Source organism: Amycolatopsis sp. lyj-112, from assembly GCF_046549055.1.
Classification (GTDB): domain Bacteria; phylum Actinomycetota; class Actinomycetes; order Mycobacteriales; family Pseudonocardiaceae; genus Amycolatopsis.
In genome coordinates this window covers 593,703-613,126 of the sequence record NZ_JAJPWS010000004.1, presented here as the reverse complement: position 1 = coordinate 613,126, position 19,424 = coordinate 593,703, and the positions used below count along the sequence as shown (strand labels likewise).

The window sequence follows — 19,424 nt, the reverse complement described above, 5'->3', positions numbered from 1 at the left end:
AGATGAACGCCAAAACCGATCAGGTACAGGCACACAAGTTCATGCTGGGCAGGCTGTCGTCGGCTTTGCTGCGTGTCGATCCGGACGCGCCGGAAAGCCCGCTGAACCGGACGTACCGGGGCAGTGTCATCGGCGTGCTGATCGCCGTCCTCGCCTGCCTCGGCATGCTGGTGTTCGGCCTCGTCTCACCGGGCGGGAACAAATCCTGGCGGGTGGAGGGCGCGCTGGTCGTCGCCGACTCTTCGGGGGCGCGGTTCCTCTACGCGGGCGGCAAACTGCTGCCGGTACTGAACTATGCCTCGGCCAAACTGGTCGCCGGGAACCAACTCGCGGTCAAACACGTCTCCGAGGCCTCGCTGAAAGAGGTGCCGCGCGGTGAGCCACTGGGGATCATCGGCGCGCCGGACGCGCTCCCCGCACTCGCCAACGATCCGTGGGAGGTGTGCACCGCTGTGGATCGCGATCAGGCCGGTCCGACGGCCTTGCGTGTCGGCGGCGCGACAGCGAACCCCCTCGCGGACGACGCCGCGGTCGTCGCGGTCACCCCGGACGGGACGACCTTCCTGCTGTGGAAGGGAAAACGGCATCGGGTGGTGACCGATCGCGGCGCGCTCGACGCGGTGGACGGGGTGCTCCAGTCCGTCAAGGTGCCGACGGCGTTGCTGGACGCGTTGCCCGCGGGCCCGGATTTCGGGCCGCCCGCGATCGAGGGACTCGGCGATGCCGGACCCGCCCTCGGCGGAGCGGAATCGCGGATCGGCAGGCTGTACACCGTTTCGGGGGAACCCGCGCGGCATTACGTGCTCACGAAGGCCGGCCTCACTCCGCTGTCCGAATTGGACAACCGGCTGCTGACCGCCGATCCGGAGATCCGCCGGGCCGCGTACGGCGGCGGGGAGATCGCGGTGACCCCACTGCCGGGACGGGTGGTCAGCGAGCGGCTGGCCTCGGTCGAGCAGCCGCCGCCCGCGAATCCGCCGAAGGCGACGACACTCCACAGTGGACAAGGACTCTGTGCCCTCGTCACCCCGGACGGCGACACGCCGCGTACGCAGGTGGCGGTGGCCGACAGGTTCACCCGGCAGGGACAGGTGCCGGCGAGTCAGCCCGGTATCGCGGCGCCCTGTTCCCGGGTCGACCGGATCGCGGTGCGACCCGGGGGAGGTGCTCTCGTCAGGGCCTCGGCCGCGTCGGGACGGGCCGGTGACGCCCTCTTCCTGGTGACCGACACCGGGGTGAAATATCCAGTTCCTCCAGCGGGCGTGAAGGCACTCGGTTTCGAGTCGGCCGCCTCGAACGGGTTGCCCACCACCCTGTTGAACCTGGTGCCGACCGGCGCCGCGCTGGATCCGGCGATCCTGCGCGACGGGGGAACGGTGCTGCCCGCGGCCGCCACCTGCGGTTCCTGACCGGAGGAACCGGGGCCGGCAACTTCTGCCGGTGGTTCCGCATGGTCTGCGGGGCCAGGGCTTGGTGTCCTTGCCATGGAGCGTCATGGCGGATGGTGAAGTCCGCGACACCGCGAGGAAGGGCGAGCGACCGATGACCACGAATTTCCAGAAGTCCGACAGCGGGATGAAGGGTGGCCTCGCGGCCATCGAAGAATGCGAATCCACGTGCAAGGTCATCCACTCGGGAGTGACCTCGGTCCGCGGTGATCTGAGGTCCGGCTGGCAGGGCGCGGCTTCCCAGACCTTCCTCAACCAGCTGGAGCTGTGGGAGACGGATTACCTCCAGGTGCTCAAGATGCTCACGGAGATCAAGGACCTGGTCAACGAAAGCGACAAGACCATGAACGTCTCCGAAGACGAAATCAACCTGACCGCGATGACGGCGTTCGGCGGCAACGAGGGCAACCGCATCTTCAAAGAACTGTCCTGACCACTTAATTCCCGATTCAGAAAGGAAACGATCATGAGTACTTCCTATGACGGTTTCGCGGTCAGCGGCAATGTTCCGCACCTTGCCGAGCGGATGGTCGCGTTGAGCAAGCAGATCGACTCCGCGCTGCTCGACCTGGAGCAGTCCATCAAGCCGATGACCGACAGCTGGATCGGCCAGGGCGCCACGTCCTACACGGATCTGCAGCGCCGGTGGCACGCCACGACGAAGGCCATGGAAAGCCGGTTCACCAAGGGCCACCAGACGCTGTCCATGTCCTTCGAGAACTACCAGCGCACCGACGCGAACATCGGGGCGAAGTTCCAGATCTGATTCCGGGTTGCTTTCGGGAAAGGGAGCAAGGGCGTGGCGGACAAGCCGGACAGCGGCGACATCAAGATCACGGTCAGTTTTCTGAAGGACTTCCAGTCCGGCGTCCTGCAGAAAATGGTCACCGAACTGGAGGCGAGCAAGGACCTCGCGGAACTGCAACTGGCCGCGAACAACCCCACCGGAAAACGACGGCTGCTGGCAGGCGCCGAAACATGGGAGCCCGCCAAGCTGCTGATGGAGAAGTACGAGGGGAAGAGCGGTACCGCGCCCACGTTGTGGACGCAGGTCGACGTGATCCAGAAACGGCTTGTCCAGCTGAACGAGAACATCTCCGAGGTGCTGCGGATCGCGGATCTCGGCGAGGACGAGAACATCAAGCTCTCCACCGAACTCAACATGAGCCAGCTCGGTGAGATCCTCGGGACCAAGCCCCCTTCTCCTCCCGCCGGTAACGGTGGCAACGGCGGTACGGGAGTCTGATCGCGATGCCCGAGCCCCCGACCAATCCCGCCGGACAAATCGGCAAGAACAGCTCGCAGACGCCGTGGGAAGATGTCCTCAACATCTTCGACAGCACAAGCGATTCACTGGGTTCCAAAAAGATGCCCAGCCGGGAGACAATCCTGGGTTTCCCGTGGCTCAAATGGGACGTGTGGGGCTCCACGCATGGCTCGAAGGATCCTAAGGGGTGGGATTTCGTCGCACGCAGTTCGACGTTCTCCATGCAGTATTGGGGCGTCGCCAGCGCCAACTATGAGAAGTTCGACCCCGCGATGAATACGTTCTACGGCAATATGAGAGAAACCCTCGCATCCATGCAAGGTGATCCCAACTATAACCCGCTGGGGCAACCATGGACGTTCACGAGGGCGTTCGACGCGTTGAACGGGACCAAAACCCTGCTCGAACGCCACGCCGGGGATTTGAAGGGCTGGCGGGACAAGGTCGGGAAGAAGGGTGACGACTTCCAGGGGACCGGCGCCGGGGCGTTCCGGGAGGTGCTGGACGATCTCATGTTCCGGAATAACGACCTCGTACGGCAGCTGGGAACGCGTTCCAGTGGGCTGAACGTCGCCCATACCACCACTGATGATGTGAATACAAAAGACATCAACGAAGCCGAGACCGGTCTTCGGTGGGCCTTCAACAAGCTCCAGTCGGGCTATACCGAATGGATGACCAAGTCGAGCGCCGCGTACCCCACCAAGCTCTTCGGCACGATCCCCAATACGGATTGCAAACTGGCTTGGCCTGGCGGCGCGTTGCAGGCGATCTGGAATAGCGATGCGTTCAAAAACGATCTCGAGTCGAACAAAAGCGACTGGCACAACGGTCGCGTGACCGAGGCCTACCCGACAAGCAAACTGATCGGTGCGGACGCCAGAAACCCCGCGTTCTGGGAAGGGATCATGTCCGCGGCGCGGGATCTGTGGACCGATCATCTCGAGGCCACCCTCGATGTCGCGGCCAAGGCCGTGCTCGCGGAACTCCCCAAGGGCTATGACGTCGCCAGGTCGCTCCTGCCACAGATCAGGGAGCCACATCGGCTCAATCTCCACAAGCCGCCCCCGCCGCCTCCGCCAGGCTCGCAGGGGCCGCCCCCGCCTCCTCCTCCGCCGGGGCCGCCGAAGGACGGACCCAAGCCCCCCGGGCCCAAGGACGGGCCGAAGGACGGGCCGCCGAAGGTCCCGGATCTCACCAAGGACAACAAGAACTCCAAGGATTCCAAAGACGGCAAGGACAAGGGGCTCAACGGCGGGCCACCTCCGCCGACTCCTCCGCCGGGGCCCAAGCCGCCGCCCGCCCCGCCGAAGCCGGACGACAAACTGAAGGTGCCGACCGGCTCGACCATCGGCCCGGGCGGTGTCGTGCTCGGCCCCGACAAGAAGCCCCTGCTCGACCAGCTCGGGCGCCAGATCGTCGTGCCGCCCGGATCCCGGATCGGTCCCGACGGCAACATCATCGGCCCGAAGGGCGACAAGCTCGCGGAGAAGGACCGGTTGGCCCGGCCGGAGCCGGTCAAGAAGGACGAGTCGCGGCAGTCGGAGCTGGACAAGTACCTGAAGTCCTTGCGCGGAGACGGCACCCCGTCGATGCCGACGTTACTCGGGTCGCATTCGCCTTCGGTGTCGTTGTCGTCCAGCGAATCCCCGGGCCTCCACAAGGGATCTTCGGTCTCGAATTCGTCGTTGGGGTCCATCGGTTCGCCGGGCGGCCTCGGTTCGACCGGTTCGACCGGCGGGCTTGAGACGCCCGCGCCGCCGGAAAAACCGGTGACGACCGAGGGCGGCCCCTCGCTGATCAAGAACCAGCAGGGGAACGGGAATCAGCAGAACGGAATGGGCGGCGTCCCGTTCTACCCACCGACCGCGGGCGGCATGGGTGGCGGTGCGGGCGGAGACCAGAACAAGGGTGAACGCGACCGGACCACCTGGCTGACCGAGGACGCGGAGACCTGGGGCACCGATCCGAAGCTGCCGCCTTCGGTACTGGGTGGCCGCAGGCGCGGAAACCGGGCAGCGGGACGAGGTGCCGGCGGTCCACGCAACTACGGACAGGGAGGAAACGATGGCCGACTGGCTGGAGGAGCAACTTCACCAAACCATGGCCACGCTGAGGGATCAGCGTGACCGGATCGAGGCGGCGAAGGCCGATCTCGCTTCCCGGACGTCTTCGGCGACCTCGGCCGACCGGATGGTCACGGTGACCATGGATTCGCAGAACTCCGTGGTGGGCATCAAGTTCAACACCACGAAGTACCGGTCCATGCCGCCGGAGCAACTGGCTCGGACACTGCTCGACGTGCTCGAACGCGCCCGCCAGGAGATGGCGGACAACGCTGTCGAGGTCTTCGGTCCGCTCATGGATCAGCGCGACGACCTCCGTGCGGCCATGACGGGCAACACCGAGGTCGACAAGGCGTTCTCGGCTCTGTGGAAAGAGGCGCCTTCGGACGTCTTCGGCAGGGGAAAGGACTGATCTTCCGTGGCGCTGGGTGGACCGGACACGACGAAATGGGTGTGGGAAGAGGCGCTCAACATCTTCACCCTCGACCCCACCTTCCCCGTTGTGCCGCAGCGTTCGACCGTCCTTGGCGTGCCCTGGTTGACGTGGCGCGTCTATACCCACCTTCGCGGTCCCAGCAACAAGGTGCCGACGAATATGATCCACGCGGAAGGCATGACGTTCTTCACGTCCTGGTACGCCGTCGCCGACGCGAGCACGGAATTGGAAGGGGCGGCGGCGACCTACTTCGCCAATGGCAACAAGGTCGTCGACTCCCTGCTGGAGGATGTGAACGACGTCGCCAGGCATTCCACCTTCGACCTGGCGGCGACCACCTTGGGCGGGATGGCGAACTGGCTGACCGCGCAGGTCACTCCGCTGGAAACCTGGCGGAACAAGACCGGCCACCGCGGCGACGACTTCCAGGGCACCGGTGCGGGTGCGTTCTGGAACGTGCTGGACGAACTCGCCAACAAATGCGATGACCTCGTCGCCCAGATGACCAAGGACCGCACGTCCTGGGAGACGCTCCGGCTGGTCGGCGGCTTGCTGAAGCGCACCGGCGAAGTGCTCGATGAGGGACGCGCGCGGTGGCAGGGCGGCGAAGTCTTCACGTACGACACCGGCCTGGGGTTCTCGGTCACCGCGCCAGGATCGGAGTTGTCCACCCCGCAAGGCGTGGTGCGCGCGATCTGGCAGGCACCCGAACTGGTCGAGGATTTCGGGAGTCACTTTCCCCCTAAATACACCAGGGAGAAGGACGGCTGGCCGACGAGCACCTATCTCGGCGGAACACTGGACGAAAGCAATGGTGCTCCGCGCGAAAAGCTGGAGGAGGCGGCGCAACACGTCTGGAAGGAACATCTGAAGGTCGTGGACGCCCACGGGGCCTCCGTGGCTTGGTTCCTCGACTTGGCCTACCGGCAGACCCTCCCGTACCTGCCGTCGATCCGGACCCCGGTTCATCTCAACCTTTCGGGAGGCACCGGCGGTCCCGACGAGGGTGGGGCCGGCCCCGGAGGCGACGGCCCCGGCCCTGGCGGGGGAGACGGTTCGACCGAGGACAAAGGCCCGGTCACCACCACCACGTCCTCGGGTCCGCCACCACCGCCGCCGCCGTTCACCCAGGTCGGCGGCCCCGGCGCCAAGTTCCCCCCGCCGATCACGCAGGTCGGTGGGGGAAACACGTTCCTGAAAGTGCCCACCGGTTCCTACGTCGGCAGGGACGGCGTCGTCATCGGCCCTGACGGCAAACCCGTACTGGGGCCCGATGGCAGGCCGATCATCGTCCCGCCGGGCTCCCGGGTGAACGGGAACGGCGAGATCGTCGGACCGAGGGGCACCGGAAACCTCGAGCAGAAAGACCGGCTGCGCAAGGCATACCCGCCGCCGGGTACGACCGTTTCCAGCAACGCCGGGGATTCGTCGATGGAGCGGTACCTCAAGTCGTTGCGGCGTACCCCGCCGCCGCTTCCACCGCTGCGCGCGCCCGACACGATGCCCATGACCATGTCGAAGTTCGATCCGCAGGCCAACTTCCACAGTGGACCGGGCTCGCTCGGTGGCGGCCGGATCGGGGTGTCGTCGGACGTGTCGTCGCTCGCCCCATCGCAGGGCGGGAAGCCGGCGAGCACGTCTGCCACGGGGCCGCCGACGCTCGGTGGTCCCAAAGGGGCGGCGGGAACCGGCAGCGGGAGCGGGGTGCCGTTCTATCCGCCCTCGGCGGGCGGGGCGGGCGGCGCCGGAGGGGGCAAGGGCGAACGCGACCGGGATACCTGGATCGCCGAGGACGAAAAAACCTGGGGCACCGACCCGACGGTCGCGCCGGGCGTGCTCGGCAGGCGTAGGCGCCGGACCCGTAGCCCGGGTAGCACTCAGCTGAGTTCGAATCCGCAACGCGACTACACGCTCGGACTCGGTGACGGCAACTCCGCCACCGGTCAAGGCACCGGCAATACCACGGGATGAGGACGAGACCATGACTGATTTCCGGGCGGACCCGAAGGCCATGCAAACCCTTTCCGAGGCGTATCGGGATATCTCGGCCAAGATGCGCAAGATCAGTGAACTCGGCACGGACCGGAGGGACTTGGTCTTCGAAGCCAGTGGAGACGACGAAATGGGCGAGGAGATCAAGTCCAATCTCGGCGACCCGGTGACGAAGATCGAAGACGCCTTCCTCTCGATCGGCGAAGTCGTCGAGAACCAGACCAACGTGACCAACGGGATGGCGGCGAAGCTCACCTTGGCGGAGAACGAAAACATCGCGAACGTCCACGGTGGACTCAAACGCTAGTGGCGTATCGGGTCGCGGGGTCGTGAGTGGCGATTCGGGTTAGAACCCGAATCGCCACTCACGACCCCGTACGCGAAGCCTTGATGATCTCCCGGCGGTCGTGTGGATGCCGTCGGCCAACCTGAGCCAGTAAAGGAAGCGGGAACACCATGCCCTCGGTCGCAGAAGAGTCCACCGGCGTCGCGGTCGCCACGGCGGAGGCGGCGGCGCCCGCCGTCCCAGAAGTGAAGGCGGACAAGGAAACCACGTCGTCTTCGGAAGCCGGGACCGCCGCGGCCGGTGCCGTACCACCGGTCGTGGACACGGGCACCGACGTCTCGTCCTCGCCACCGGCGGGCCGGATGTCCAAACCGGTGATCGTGGCGGCGGCCGTCGCCGGTGTCGTGCTGGTCGCCCTTCCACTGGCACTCAGCGGACTGCTCACCGGCGACCAGTCCGGTGAGGGGCCCAACGCGGCGGGCTACGCGAAGGATCTCCCGCCGGACGGCGGGTTCGTGCCGGGGCTGGCCGCTCCGCCCACCGACCTCGGCGGCATGCCCGTCGGTCCGCCCGGTGCCGCCTTGCCCGGCCAGGTGGCCGACGGCGTTCCGGCAGGCCAGGCGGGCGCGGCCGCCGATCCCGGAACCGCCGGTCTCCCCGGTGGGCCGCCTCCGCCCGCGGGAGGAGGCCCGGCTCCGGCGCCTCAGCACCAGGCCCCGCCGCCCCAGCAGCAGCGGCAGGGGCCGCCCGCCCCGGCCGCCAAGACGGTCTCCTACGACGGCATGGCGGGCAAGGGATGCGGTGGCGGCACCGGTTTCACCGGCGTCGGCGCCTACAGCGACGGCAAAGCGGGCTGGGTGAATCACGGCGGTGGCGGCTGCGGCTCGGCGTTCGTGTCCATCCCCATGTCCGGCGACGCGAACAAGGACGACCCCAGCGCCTACGGGCTGTGGACGTTCAACACCGGCCCGGTGACCGCCGGTTCGTGCGCGGTCTCGGTGTTCGTCCCGAACGGCGACGCGACCGTGGCAGGCGGGAGCCCGTCGGTGTACCGCGTGTTCGACCGGTTCGCGGTGGACAAGGGCACACCGGTGGGGTCGTTCCAGATCAACCAGAACGCCAACCACGGCCGGTGGGTCAGTGTCGGCACGTTCCGGATCAACGGCGCGAAACTGGCCGTCCAGCTGCTCAACCGGGGCCGTGACTGGTCGGGTTCCAGCAAAACCTACGCGCACCACGCCGCGGCGATGATCAAGGCCAAGTGCCAGGCCTGAGGGCGTCCTACCCTCGGCCGCGAGTCGGTTCGACCGTGTTCTCAAGTCCGTGAAGGCCTCCTTGAGGGACTCTGAGTCCCTCAAGGAGGCCTTCACGGACTGCCGCCCGACACGACACCCACCGCGTGCTGGTGAACCGTTCGGCTATCGGGCCGCGTTGTCTCAGGTGAACCGGTCAGGAGGTAGTTCGTGCCCATCAAGGTCGATCGCAGTGACTTCGGCGATGTGCCGGAGTGGGCGCGGACGCTTCTCGAGGTCCTCGGTGTCTCCTGGCCTGCCGCCAACCAGCACAAGTTCCGGCGGGCGGCCCAGGAATACGACACGGTCACGGAACTGCTGAAAGCGCTTCCGGACGATATCGCCAGGGTCAAGCGGGCGATCGACGAGAAGCTGTCGATGCCAGAGGCGGGTGACGCGTTCGACAAGAGTATGGCCCCGCTCACCAATGGGACGCCGAACTTGCTGGACGAACTGGCCACCGGTACGAAGGGGATCGCCGACGGCTGCCGCAAGGTCGCGCTGGACGTCGAGTACACCAAGTTTTCCGCGATCGGCCAGCTTTTCCTGCTCGCCTACGAGATCGCGATGGAATACGCTCTCGCCTCCGTCACCGCGGGCGCGTCTCTCGCGAACATCACCTGGCATTACGCCCTCACCCGCGGCTACCTGACGGCCCTGTTCAAAATGCTCGTACGGGCGATCGTGTTCGAGGTGTTCATCGGCGTCACCGGCGGGCTGCTCATCGATGTCGCGGTGCAACGGCTGCAGCATGAACGAACCGAATGGGACAGCGATTCCACCAAGCAGACGGCGATCGGGGGTGCGGTCGGCGGCGTGCTCGGCGGCGCCGTCGGCGAACTCGGGGAGAAGCTGGGCCGCAAGATCGGCGGCCTGCTCGGCAAGGACTTCAGCAAGATCGCCACCGACGATCTGCTGAAGCTGGTCAAGGATCTCAAGCTGCCGGGTGGCGGCGAACTCGCCGACAACTGGGTGCGCGACATCGGCCGGACACTGACCGACCGGGCGGGCAAACAACTCACCGACCCGGCCACCGCGTTCACCAAACGGGCGGTCGAGGGCTTCGGCGACGAGGTCGGCGACCGGTTCGTCACCGCCTTCGGTAAAACCCTCGGTGACGACGCGGCCCGGAAACTCGGCCGGGACTACGCGAACAGCTTCGTGGACAACTGGAGCAGGCACGGCCTGGACGGCAGCGGGGCCTTCAACGACAGCCTGCGCAACGTGCTCGCACCGCATTCCGACAAAATCGGCAAGGACTCCGTCGATCTGCTCACCGACAAGGTGCCGGACGTGCTGTCCCGGAACGCGACCGACCGGCTCGGCGGAAACATGGTGGCCAGGGCCACCGAGTTCAGCACGATTTTCCTCTTCGAGGGCGTCTCCGGGGTGATGGGCCAGGCGGCGATGGCCGCCATCAACGGCGAATCGGTGTCCGCGGCCGAGTACGGGATGGGTTTCGCCGGCGGCGTGGTCGGCGGCGCCGTCAGCCACAAACTCGAAGGGATCGGGGAACGGGCCCTCGACTCGGCGGTCACGTCGATCAAGGAGCAGTTCAGCGGCCTGACCGGTGGCCTCTCGACGGGTCCGCCGCTTGACGGCAAAAGCGGATCGGACGCGACGGGCTCAGGCCCGGTGTCCGTGCCGACCACCACGAGCGCCGGTTCCGCGGCGCCGAGCACGACATCCACCTCCGACGTCAAGTCCACTTCGGACACACGTGCTCCGGCTGACAGCAAGACGAATACGCCTTCTGACACCAAGACCTCGGATGCCAAGGCGACTCCGGCTGCCAAGTCCGCTCCGGATACGAAGACCGTCTCGGACGGCAAGTCCGCACCGGCGACCAAGTCCGCGTCGGACGTCAAGACGAGTTCGGAGGCGCAGTCCGCACCCACCGCCGTGCGGACCTCGTCCGACGACGGGACGGTTCAGGACTCGTCGCCGGTGTACGAAGAAGTGTCGACGTACGAGGAACAGCCGGAGGACGAGGAGCGGCCGCAGACCCGGCCCTCCCCGCTGCGCACCACTTCGGAAGAGCAGGACGGTGGCTCGACTTCGGCCGCGGCCGCCGGGCCCGTTCAGGCCGAGCCGACCGTTCAGGCCGAGCCGCCCGTGACCGAGCCGACCGTGACCGAAGACGCCGACACCGGATCCGTCGAGGTCGTCGAGGAGACCGAGGACCGGGAAGAACCGGCGCCCGCGATCGAGCTTGATCTCGGCAAGCCGTTCGTGGAGGACCTTTTCGACGGCTTGGAGCTGAACCTGACTCCCGCGCCGCGGCCGATGGCGCTGCGGGAACAGGAGTGGACGTCGCCGCATCCGGACGGTGGCGAGCCGTTGACTCCGACGCGGCTGGTCGACGAGTTCGGTTTCCCGCTGGTGAATCAGCAGCGGTTCCAGTGGCTGGCGAACTGGTCGAACGTGGTGTTCGACGTCCGGCCGACGAATCCGGATTCGGTGCGCTGGCTCGAACAGGGCGCGGTGCCGAAGCCGAAGGACATCAAGGCCAAGACGGTCAGCGAACTCGACACGCTGTTGGGTGCTTCGCCGGATGCCATCGGCCTGGTCGGCTATTTCGAGCCGCGGCTGCCGGATGATCTGTCCGACCTGCCGCCGGACACGCAGAAGAAGATCAAGGCCAGGTTCGCCAACCGGAGTACGGAATTCACCGCGCTCGCGGAGGAGATGGACCAGCTGGCGGAGCAGGGCCGCTATCTGGTGGTGGACAAAATCGTCCAGGCCAAGACCGAAAGCGGTGAATTCCGCCCGATCACCGGCGATCACGACGTCTACCACATCCGGTGCGTCGACGACGGTGCGTCGTTGACGACGTCCGATTACAACGACGTCGTCGAGCTGCTGACCAAACGGAATATGGGCGTACAGCACGGCGCGCATATGTACTGGTCGCCCCAAGGTGAGTTCCAGGAAAAGATCTTCAACGACATCGTCGAGCGCCATCAGGAAGGCACGCAGGACGCGGAACCGTTGATCCGCTTCGATCCCGGCCAGCCGCCTCGGCTCGTTTTCGCTGACCCGCTGTCGGCGCACGTCCAGACCACCGCCGAAATCACCGAGACCACCGAGACCACTAGGCCCGGCAAGGACGAGCAGGATCTGACGCTCGCGGATCTGCCGCCGTTCCTCGCCGCCGGTCAGGCTCTCGGCTCGGCGCCGGTGCTGTCCGTCGAAGGGATCGACGCCCTCCGCGACGAATTGGCACGTTTGCTGCCCGGTGCCAAACCTGCTCAGCTCGACGCGATCGGGAAAGCCGTCGACGACGATTTCGAATCCGCGCTCAGCGGTCTGTATTTCCCGCTCCGCACGGACAGGAGCTGGCGGGAGGTCTGGATCCGGGCCACCGTCGGCGGCGACGTGGTGAGTGAGCCGAGGGAGAAGACCAAGGCGGATCTCACCGTCCAGGGCGGTACTTCGAACTCGGAAAACCTCGCCGTCCTCCGTGCCGGTGACATCGGGGCGGCGGTGACCGTCCACGCGCCGACCGGACCGTATCTCACCGTCGGCGGCAAGGCCGCGCTGGCGGCGCCCGGCGCGACGCAGACCGTGTCGGTGTCCACTTCGGACCAACGGGCGATCCGTTCCGGCGAAGGATCCCGGCGGGTGGGCCTGAACGTCGAGTTCACCGTCAGCGTCCACGATCACACCGGCAACGCGGTCGCGCGGGGCGATGCGGTGCCCGGACAGGTCACCCTGCGCGTCCCCGACGACCTGCTCCGGCTCACTCCGCCGGCCGGGCTGGCCGCGAAGGATCTGACCGCCGACGTCGGGCGCAAGCTCCAGAACCCGGTGCCCGAGGCGGTCACCGACCTCGGCGAGGTGTTCACCGGAACGGCCGGGCTGCTGCACCGGTCGGTCACCGCGTTCGGCGCCCCCGGCCGGGACGCGTTGCGCGCGTTCCTCGGGAACGCCGGTATCCGGGAGAACCTGGGCGCCATGCTGCAAGACTGGGTCAGCTCGCCCGCCCTGCTCAGCGCGGACGGCGGCAAGGTGGCGGCGGTGCGGATGAAGGCCGTGCTGACCAAGGCCGAACTGGTCGGCCCGACGAAAGAGACGCAGCTGCGGTTGCACGAGTCCGCGACCACCAGTTCCACCGTTTCGGCCTTCACCAAACGCGGGTTCGACGCCTCCCTCGCGTTCGGTGGCGGAGGCGGCGTCAAGGGCGCGCGTGTCGCGGCCGGAGTCGGCGTCGGCTACTCCGCGCGGACGGTGGACACAGCCGTGGCCGGCCGGACGTCGACGGCGAAATCGGGTGTCCAGCTCAAGGGAGACATCGGCCTCTACCGGTTCGAAGCCACGATCGTGGTGCAGGCACTGGACGGCAAGGAAACCACCACCACGGCGACGGTGTTCGCCAGGGTGGGGATGGCCGAAGCCGCGGCACAAGGACTGCCGGTCCCGGACGGCACCGGCGACGGCCTGACACCGGCGACGACGAAGAAGTTCCCGTCCGTGCATCTGGCAGCGGGGCTCGCGGCGGGCAATGTGCGGGTCGGCGAGTTCGACGGCGCCGAGGCCGTGCTGACGGAGATCCGCGGCAAGTTCCAGGAGCGCGGCCGGTACGCGGATCTGCTGCCCGCCTGGGAACGGAAAGGGGGCGTCAAAGCCAAAGGCGCGGCGCGGACGCTGGAGATGCTCGCCAACGAGCACCGGTTGCAGACGGCGCTTTCCCCGCTGGCCCTGCGCAACCGCATGGACGCGTTGCTGGGTGCAGGGGTGTCGGTGACCCTCAAGCGCGAGGGTGCTTTCCGGCAGGACCACGTCACCATCACGGTCCGGCTGGAGTCGAAGCGCGTCGAGCATGTCGGGCGGGCGACGGGACGCGTGGTCCGTAACGCCACGACCACCGGTCCGGCGCTGGGCGCGTCGTCGGCGACGAACAAGGGCTGGACGGCCGGGCCCGAGGGCAAGGTGACCTTCGGGGCCACGGTGACGGCTTCGGGGAAGTACGGCAGTAGTAGCGGCACCCGGACCGGCGCGGGACCGGTCGCCGAATCGACGTATCTCACCATCGGCAGCGCCGATTCGGAAGGTTTCGCGCACGAGGGCCGGTTCGTCGTCTCCATCACCGGTTTCTCGCGTTCGCACGCGATGGTCCGGCAGACGCTGCCCGGGCTGCCGGGGACGCAGGTGCCTGCCGTCCGGCAGATCTGGGCGACGCCCGAGGAATCGGGCGACGGTCCCGTCCTGCTCCCGGCGAACTTCACGGTGTGGATGTCGGACAGCCTGACGCTGCCCGCCGATCCGGCGAAGTTCGCGCCGGGTGCTCCCCGGGTACGCGAGCTCGACCCGCCGCGGTCGATCACCGGCCATTTCGAGGCGCTCGCGCCGCCCACCGTCGGTGATTGGGTCGGCGTGGAGAGCATCGCCCACACCGGAAATGTCAGTTCGGCGGCGCTGGACGCGCTGGTCGAAGCATCGGACGGCGACCGCGCGCTCGCGCTGCCCGGCGGTGACGCGTGGACCAGCGTCCAGGCGATGCTGAGCACCGACAACATCAAGGCGGCACTGCGGTCGTTCACCCACGGTGTGGTGAGCACCGACCTCGTCCACAGCCGTCGCCTCGCCGACCGGGTCGGCCGGATCGGTGTCGTCGCGCGGCTGGCCAACCCGACCTTCGTCCAGACGGCCGACGACGCGGCCGCGGAACGGTCCACTTCGGGTGGCTACCGGTTCGACGGCGGCAAGAGCAAGACCAAGGGGCCCGCGATCACCGTCGGTGTGGCGGTGACCGGCTCGGTCACCGGCGATCCTGCCGCTTCCGCCACCGGCGGCCTGACCGCCAAACCCTGGGCGAAGGCGACCACCAAAGCCGACGCTCTCGACATCTCCGCGACCGTCGACCGCAACGTCACCACGGCGGCAGGCACACAACGGGTGCTGGCCCGGTTCGACATCGCCTTCACCGTGCTCGCCGAAGCGCGGCAGCAGACCGCTTTGCTGCGCCCGGACGCGCGGGGAGCCGCCCGGTTCGTCGACCTTCCCGGCGCGGCACTGGTGTGGCTCACCGAAGACCAGGCTCGCGAATACGGTCTCCTGCCGGCCAAACCGGCGGGCCCGCGTGAGCGGGACGAGCGGCTCGCGGCACCCGTGACGCTGCCGACGGAGAAACCGGGAGCGCTGGGGCTGGGTGCCGTCGAGCAGCTGCCCGACCTGTCCGATCTCGTGCCGAAACTTTCCGCGAAGCTGGCCGACGCGAAGGTGCCGTTGCTGCCGGGCGTGTCCTTGGACGACGCGATGAACAACTGGGCGAGGCTGACCGACCTCGTCTCGCCGGACAGCGTGCAGGGGCTGGTGGACAGCGCGCTCGACGGCGGCATCCCGCTGCACACACATCTGCCTAAACTGTTCACCGACAGCGGATACCAGCTCCTGCTGACCGCGAAAACGGTGGGCGACCCGGCTTTCCGGAAGGTGGTCAACGACGGCCGGACCGTCGAGCACAGCACGGTCCGCGCTGTCCGGACCATCCGGGCCGAGGGCACGGCCACGTCGTGGTCGGCCGCGCTGCGAGCGGGCGGCCAGAAGAAATACCAGGACGGTGACACGACGACGTCGGTCGGGGGCGCGGCCACCAAGGGCATCGGCGCCGTCAAGACGACCACCACCACAGAGGTCCTCACCGAACAGGAAACACAGCTGCGGACCGGAACCGGCCCGGCCGCGCTGTTCGACGTCCCGGTCGAGTTCATCCTCGAAGTGCGCCGTGACGGCGAGACCGTCGCGTTCGCCGCCACCGGCGAGCGGATGCTCGGAATCCGCCTGCTGGCCGACAACCTGACCGTTGACAACGGGAAACGGCCGGCCACCGGCGAGGATTCCGAGCCGGTCGGGTTGTCGCCGGAGGACGCCACCCCCGCCGCGCTGGAGCAGTGGCGGAAGGGCACCGTCACCCGGTTGCCGGAAATGGCGTCGGTCGAATCCGTGCGTGCCGCCGCGCGGCTGCGGAAGGTCGTGCGGGACGCGCTCACCGAGGCCGGGGCGGACGGCGGGATCACCGGCTACGGCACGGGTTCGATCAACGCGCTCTGGTCGAGTCTGAGTCCTCAGCTGCTGCAGGCGTTCCTGCCCGCCATGACGACGGGAAGCCTGCCCGTGCCGACCTTGCGCGAGGCGGTGGTCCTACGGGGCAAGAAGGCGGACGTCGAGGTGCACGCCCGGCTCGCCGCGCCGCGGACGGTCGCGCTGAGCGATGGCGTCAACCTGGAGAACCCGACGAATTCGACGGTGGCCCGCTCGGCGGAGCGGAAGGTCGTCGAGGTCGGGGAAATGGGCGTCACCGGGCCGACGGTCACACCGGTCGACGAGTCGGGCAATATCGGCGGGCTGATCACCGGCGTCGACGCGCGCTGGACCAGTGAGCCCGCGGACGCCACGGTCGACGGTACGACGGTGTCCGCCGTCGCGAATCTCAAACCGGTCGGGCGGACCGCGCTGGTGCGGTTCGACGTGGACTACCGGATCGTGGTCAAGGTCGACGGCCGGACGGAGGTCGTGGACGTTTCCCTGCCCGCGTCGGCGGACGTGCGGATGCCGATCGACAAGCTGTCGGACGTCACCGGCCAGAAGGTGCCGCGTATTCTGAAGGCACGTCAGGGAAGGGTCGCGCGGACCGCCAAGGCGTGGCGCGACGCCGAGGTCGGGGCGGAGGGCCATCGCCGCCGGGCCGAGCAGCTGGTCGAGAAGCTCGGTGTCGGCGTCGACTGGAGCGCCACCGTCGACGCGGCACGAGTACGACGTCCCGGCACGCTGGAAGAGCGGCACCACCAGTTCGCCCGCGAGACCGAGAAAGCCTTACGGGAAACGGAAACCGTCGCCGTCGCCGCGCGACTCGAGTTCGACCGGGTGTCCTCGGCCGCCGACGTCGCCGAGACGCGGCTGGCCGCTTTGGCGAGCGAGACCGGCGACCTCGACGATCTTGCCGACGGAGCCGCGGAAGCCGCGCTGACCTTCCGGAACCTTTCCTCCGAACTGGCCAACGCGCAGGCGCCGGACGACGTGCGGCGGCTGACTCAGGAACGGGCTGAAGCAAAGCTTCGCCGCAACCTGTTCCGTGAGGTGCTGGACGAACAGTGGGAGGCGCTGGCCGTCGCCCATACCGAGGCCGAGGAGGCGCGGGAACAGCGCATCGCCGCGACCGGTCAGCTGGTCCGCACCCAGGCCTCGCTGCAGGCCGCGTGGCTGGATTTCGTGGACACCAAACAAGATTCCTGGTGGCTGGCGAAAGGCGCGCTCGACGCCGAATTCACCCGGCTCACCGAGGCTCCGGGTTCTCCCGACGACGAGAAGTGGCGGCACAGCCGGGCCACCGACGCGCCCTGGTTCTCGGTGGCGAAACCGCTCGACCCGGCTCAGTGGGAGCCGCTGCGGGCGACCACGCCGAGGCGGGCGGTGGCCACCGAGACCGCCGACGTGCTGACCACGCTGCTGTCCGAAAAGGACAAACGATACGACGGCGTGATCCGGTACGGCGTCAGCCGGTTCGAGGTCGACGGGCGCGGGGTCACGGAGTTCACCGTGCCGATCAATCTCGTCCCCGGCCACGGTGTCTCCGACGAACAGCTCGCGCAGCTGCGCGAGCGGGCCGCCGCCGGGATCGAGAAGCTGATCAACAACCGCCACGGCCTCCCGAACGGCGACCAGCTGCACGTCCGCGTCGAGTTCACCGGCGACCGGCTGACCGACCGGGACGGCGACCCCCGATACCGCGCGTACGACGTCGTCGCCGGTGACGGCGAACGCACCACCCAGACCACCTGGCGAACGGATGCCACCCCGGAGGAACTGGCCCACGAGCTGCTCCACTACCTCGGCGCGGGCGACGAAGAGCACGACAAGGACCGGGTGTTCCTCAGTCGCGAGGACGACGGCACGACCGGTGTCGTCACCGGCGACGAAAGCATCATGGGCAAGGGCGTGGTGGAACCCGGCGTGACGCCGCGGCTGCTGCCCCGCCACACCTGGATGATCCAGCAGGTACTGCAGAGCCAGCTGGGACCGGGCTACCGCCTGACCGACCCGGGCCAAGACGAGCTGCCGGGTACACCGCCCGCCGCGGCCGCCGGGCCGGTGGAGGCGCGTCCGGGCCTCACCGTCGCGCAGCGGGCGACCCTGTCCAGGCTGGGCAAGACGGTGGTGCCGGTCGACGGAAAGCCCGTGACCGGGAAGCTGGTGGACGCGCTCGCCGCCGCGGTCGCGCCCGGATCGTCGGCACGGCAGGCGGAACTGCGGGAGCTGGGTGCGACGCTGCGGGACACGACGGCGGCGAAGATCGCCGGGGCCTTCGGGGTCCGGCTGCACGTGGTGACCGAGGACGGGGGCGACCTCGGATACGGTCCCGCCGGGCGGCGGCCGGTCCGGATCGTCCGGACGGCGGACGGGGAGTTCCTGGCGACCCGCGACCTCGACGCGAGGACGCCGTCCAGGCCCGCCCCCGCAACCGAAAGCACCTCCGCCGTCCAGGTCGTCACCGCGGCCATGGTCGGCGCCGGCGGCAGGGTCGTCGGAACCGCGTTCCCCACCAAGAAGAACGACGACCAGATCGCCACCACCTGGGCGACGATGAGTGCCCGGCGGCCGGTCGTCGAATACAACGTCCTGCTGCCGAAGACGGAAGAACAGCTGGCTTCGACGCAGCCGACGGCGGCTCCGTCGGTGAAACGGCCCGCCCCTTGGGTTTCCCCGGACGCCGCCCAACAGCCGATCTTCCTTTTCCTCCATTCCGGCCCGAACATGTTCCGGATCAAGGTGGTCGGGCGTTTCCTCCCGAAGCGAGTCACCGGTGCCGAATTCGCCGCGTTCGTCCTCGACGACGTGGGGTTCCAGCAGGCACTCGCGTCGCGCCCGGACGCACCGATCGTGTTGCTTGCCTGCGAATCCGGCAAGCTCAACGAGCCGGGTGGCGGCGGTTACGACTTCCGCCGGGAGCTGAAGACACGCGGCCACGGCAGGACGGTCTACGCGCCGACCGAGACGATCAACCTCGTCCAGGTGCTCGCCGGTGTCAACGTGGACAAGGAAGGCGAATTCGTCGAGATCGCCGAGCACCCCGACGAGGTGGTCGAAGCGGTCACGGAGACTGTCGACACGGTGGTCACCTTCGCCAAGGGTTCGCGTGTCCTGAACGAGGATTCCCTCGCCACGGCAGGGCGCTTCGCCGCGTGGGCACCGGCGGCGGCCGACGCGATGACAAGCGATCCTTCGCAGCCGCCGCCATGGATCCAGGTCACGGGCTACGGCAACGCGACGATCGGCCGGACGGAAACCGCGCTCGCCAGGGCGAACGCGGTGGCGGCGGCGCTGCGGCCGCTGCTGCCCGCTCCGCCGGAGGGCAAGGCACCCTTGGCGATCAGGCCGGCGGCCGCGCACCGGAACAGCCTTCCGCCGCTGACTTCGGCCGACCCCGCGGAACGGCGGCGCTCGGTGACACTGGCGCTCGTCCGAACCGACGGCGACCTCCGCTCGGAACTCGGTCTCCTGCCGGATGAGACGGTGACGTCCTGGTTGTCCCGTACGGCGACGCGGCTCGGTGAGGATCCGCGACTCTGGGCCACCTCGCCGCTGGTCGCCTATCTCGACCAGCACCTGCCGCTGGACACGTCGAACGTCAAGACGAT

The 19,424-nt window shown here is 68.1% G+C and carries 10 protein-coding genes (1 of these 10 only partly in view); all 10 read left to right on the top strand.

Annotated features, from left to right (window positions below):
- The first annotated feature begins 2 nt into the window (after positions 1 to 2).
- A complete protein-coding gene (eccB, locus tag ACLJRL_RS18445) occupies positions 3 to 1,409 on the top strand; it encodes a type VII secretion protein EccB (protein WP_410657419.1) in 1,407 nt (468 codons plus the stop codon).
- An 85-nt stretch (positions 1,410 to 1,494) separates the two neighbouring features.
- The gene (locus tag ACLJRL_RS18440) at positions 1,495 to 1,881 is read left to right on the top strand and encodes a WXG100 family type VII secretion target (RefSeq protein ID WP_410657418.1); all 387 of its coding nucleotides are present in this window, start codon (positions 1,495 to 1,497) and stop codon (positions 1,879 to 1,881) included.
- Positions 1,882 to 1,914: 33 nt separating this feature from the next.
- Entirely contained in the window at positions 1,915 to 2,214 is a 300-nt protein-coding gene (locus tag ACLJRL_RS18435; RefSeq protein ID WP_125787229.1) for a WXG100 family type VII secretion target, read from the top strand.
- A 33-nt stretch (positions 2,215 to 2,247) separates the two neighbouring features.
- A complete protein-coding gene (locus ACLJRL_RS18430; protein WP_410657417.1) occupies positions 2,248 to 2,694 on the top strand; it encodes a hypothetical protein in 447 nt (148 codons plus the stop codon).
- A 5-nt stretch (positions 2,695 to 2,699) separates the two neighbouring features.
- On the top strand, positions 2,700 to 4,844 hold the full coding sequence (locus tag ACLJRL_RS18425; protein WP_410657416.1) for a hypothetical protein: 2,145 nt from the start codon (positions 2,700 to 2,702) through the stop codon (positions 4,842 to 4,844).
- A complete protein-coding gene (locus ACLJRL_RS18420) occupies positions 4,819 to 5,193 on the top strand; it encodes a YbaB/EbfC family nucleoid-associated protein (RefSeq protein ID WP_125787281.1) in 375 nt (124 codons plus the stop codon). Before ACLJRL_RS18425 ends, ACLJRL_RS18420 begins: the two co-directional genes overlap by 26 nt.
- Before the next feature lie 6 nt (positions 5,194 to 5,199).
- The gene (locus tag ACLJRL_RS18415) at positions 5,200 to 7,188 is read left to right on the top strand and encodes a hypothetical protein (RefSeq protein ID WP_410657415.1); all 1,989 of its coding nucleotides are present in this window, start codon (positions 5,200 to 5,202) and stop codon (positions 7,186 to 7,188) included.
- A gap of 10 nt (positions 7,189 to 7,198) precedes the next feature.
- A complete protein-coding gene (locus tag ACLJRL_RS18410) occupies positions 7,199 to 7,516 on the top strand; it encodes a hypothetical protein (protein ID WP_125787226.1) in 318 nt (105 codons plus the stop codon).
- Positions 7,517 to 7,665: 149 nt separating this feature from the next.
- Positions 7,666 to 8,769, top strand: coding sequence for a hypothetical protein (locus tag ACLJRL_RS18405; RefSeq protein ID WP_410657414.1), 1,104 nt, complete (start codon positions 7,666 to 7,668; stop codon positions 8,767 to 8,769).
- 189 nt (positions 8,770 to 8,958) lie between these two features.
- Positions 8,959 to 19,424, top strand: partial view of a hypothetical protein gene (locus ACLJRL_RS18400; protein WP_410657413.1) — the 5' portion only. Its footprint extends 20,203 nt past the window's final position; 10,466 of the gene's 30,669 nt are visible here — the first part of the coding sequence; its start codon is at positions 8,959 to 8,961; the stop codon falls past the right edge of the window.

Coding starts and splice junctions, on each gene's coding strand:
- eccB (WP_410657419.1), top strand. CDS start 3: ATGAACGCCAAAACCGATCAGGTACAGGCACACAAGTTCATGCTGGGC.
- ACLJRL_RS18440 (WP_410657418.1), top strand. CDS start 1,495: ATGGCGGATGGTGAAGTCCGCGACACCGCGAGGAAGGGCGAGCGACCG.
- ACLJRL_RS18435 (WP_125787229.1), top strand. CDS start 1,915: ATGAGTACTTCCTATGACGGTTTCGCGGTCAGCGGCAATGTTCCGCAC.
- ACLJRL_RS18425 (WP_410657416.1), top strand. CDS start 2,700: ATGCCCGAGCCCCCGACCAATCCCGCCGGACAAATCGGCAAGAACAGC.
- ACLJRL_RS18420 (WP_125787281.1), top strand. CDS start 4,819: ATGGCCACGCTGAGGGATCAGCGTGACCGGATCGAGGCGGCGAAGGCC.
- ACLJRL_RS18410 (WP_125787226.1), top strand. CDS start 7,199: ATGACTGATTTCCGGGCGGACCCGAAGGCCATGCAAACCCTTTCCGAG.
- ACLJRL_RS18405 (WP_410657414.1), top strand. CDS start 7,666: ATGCCCTCGGTCGCAGAAGAGTCCACCGGCGTCGCGGTCGCCACGGCG.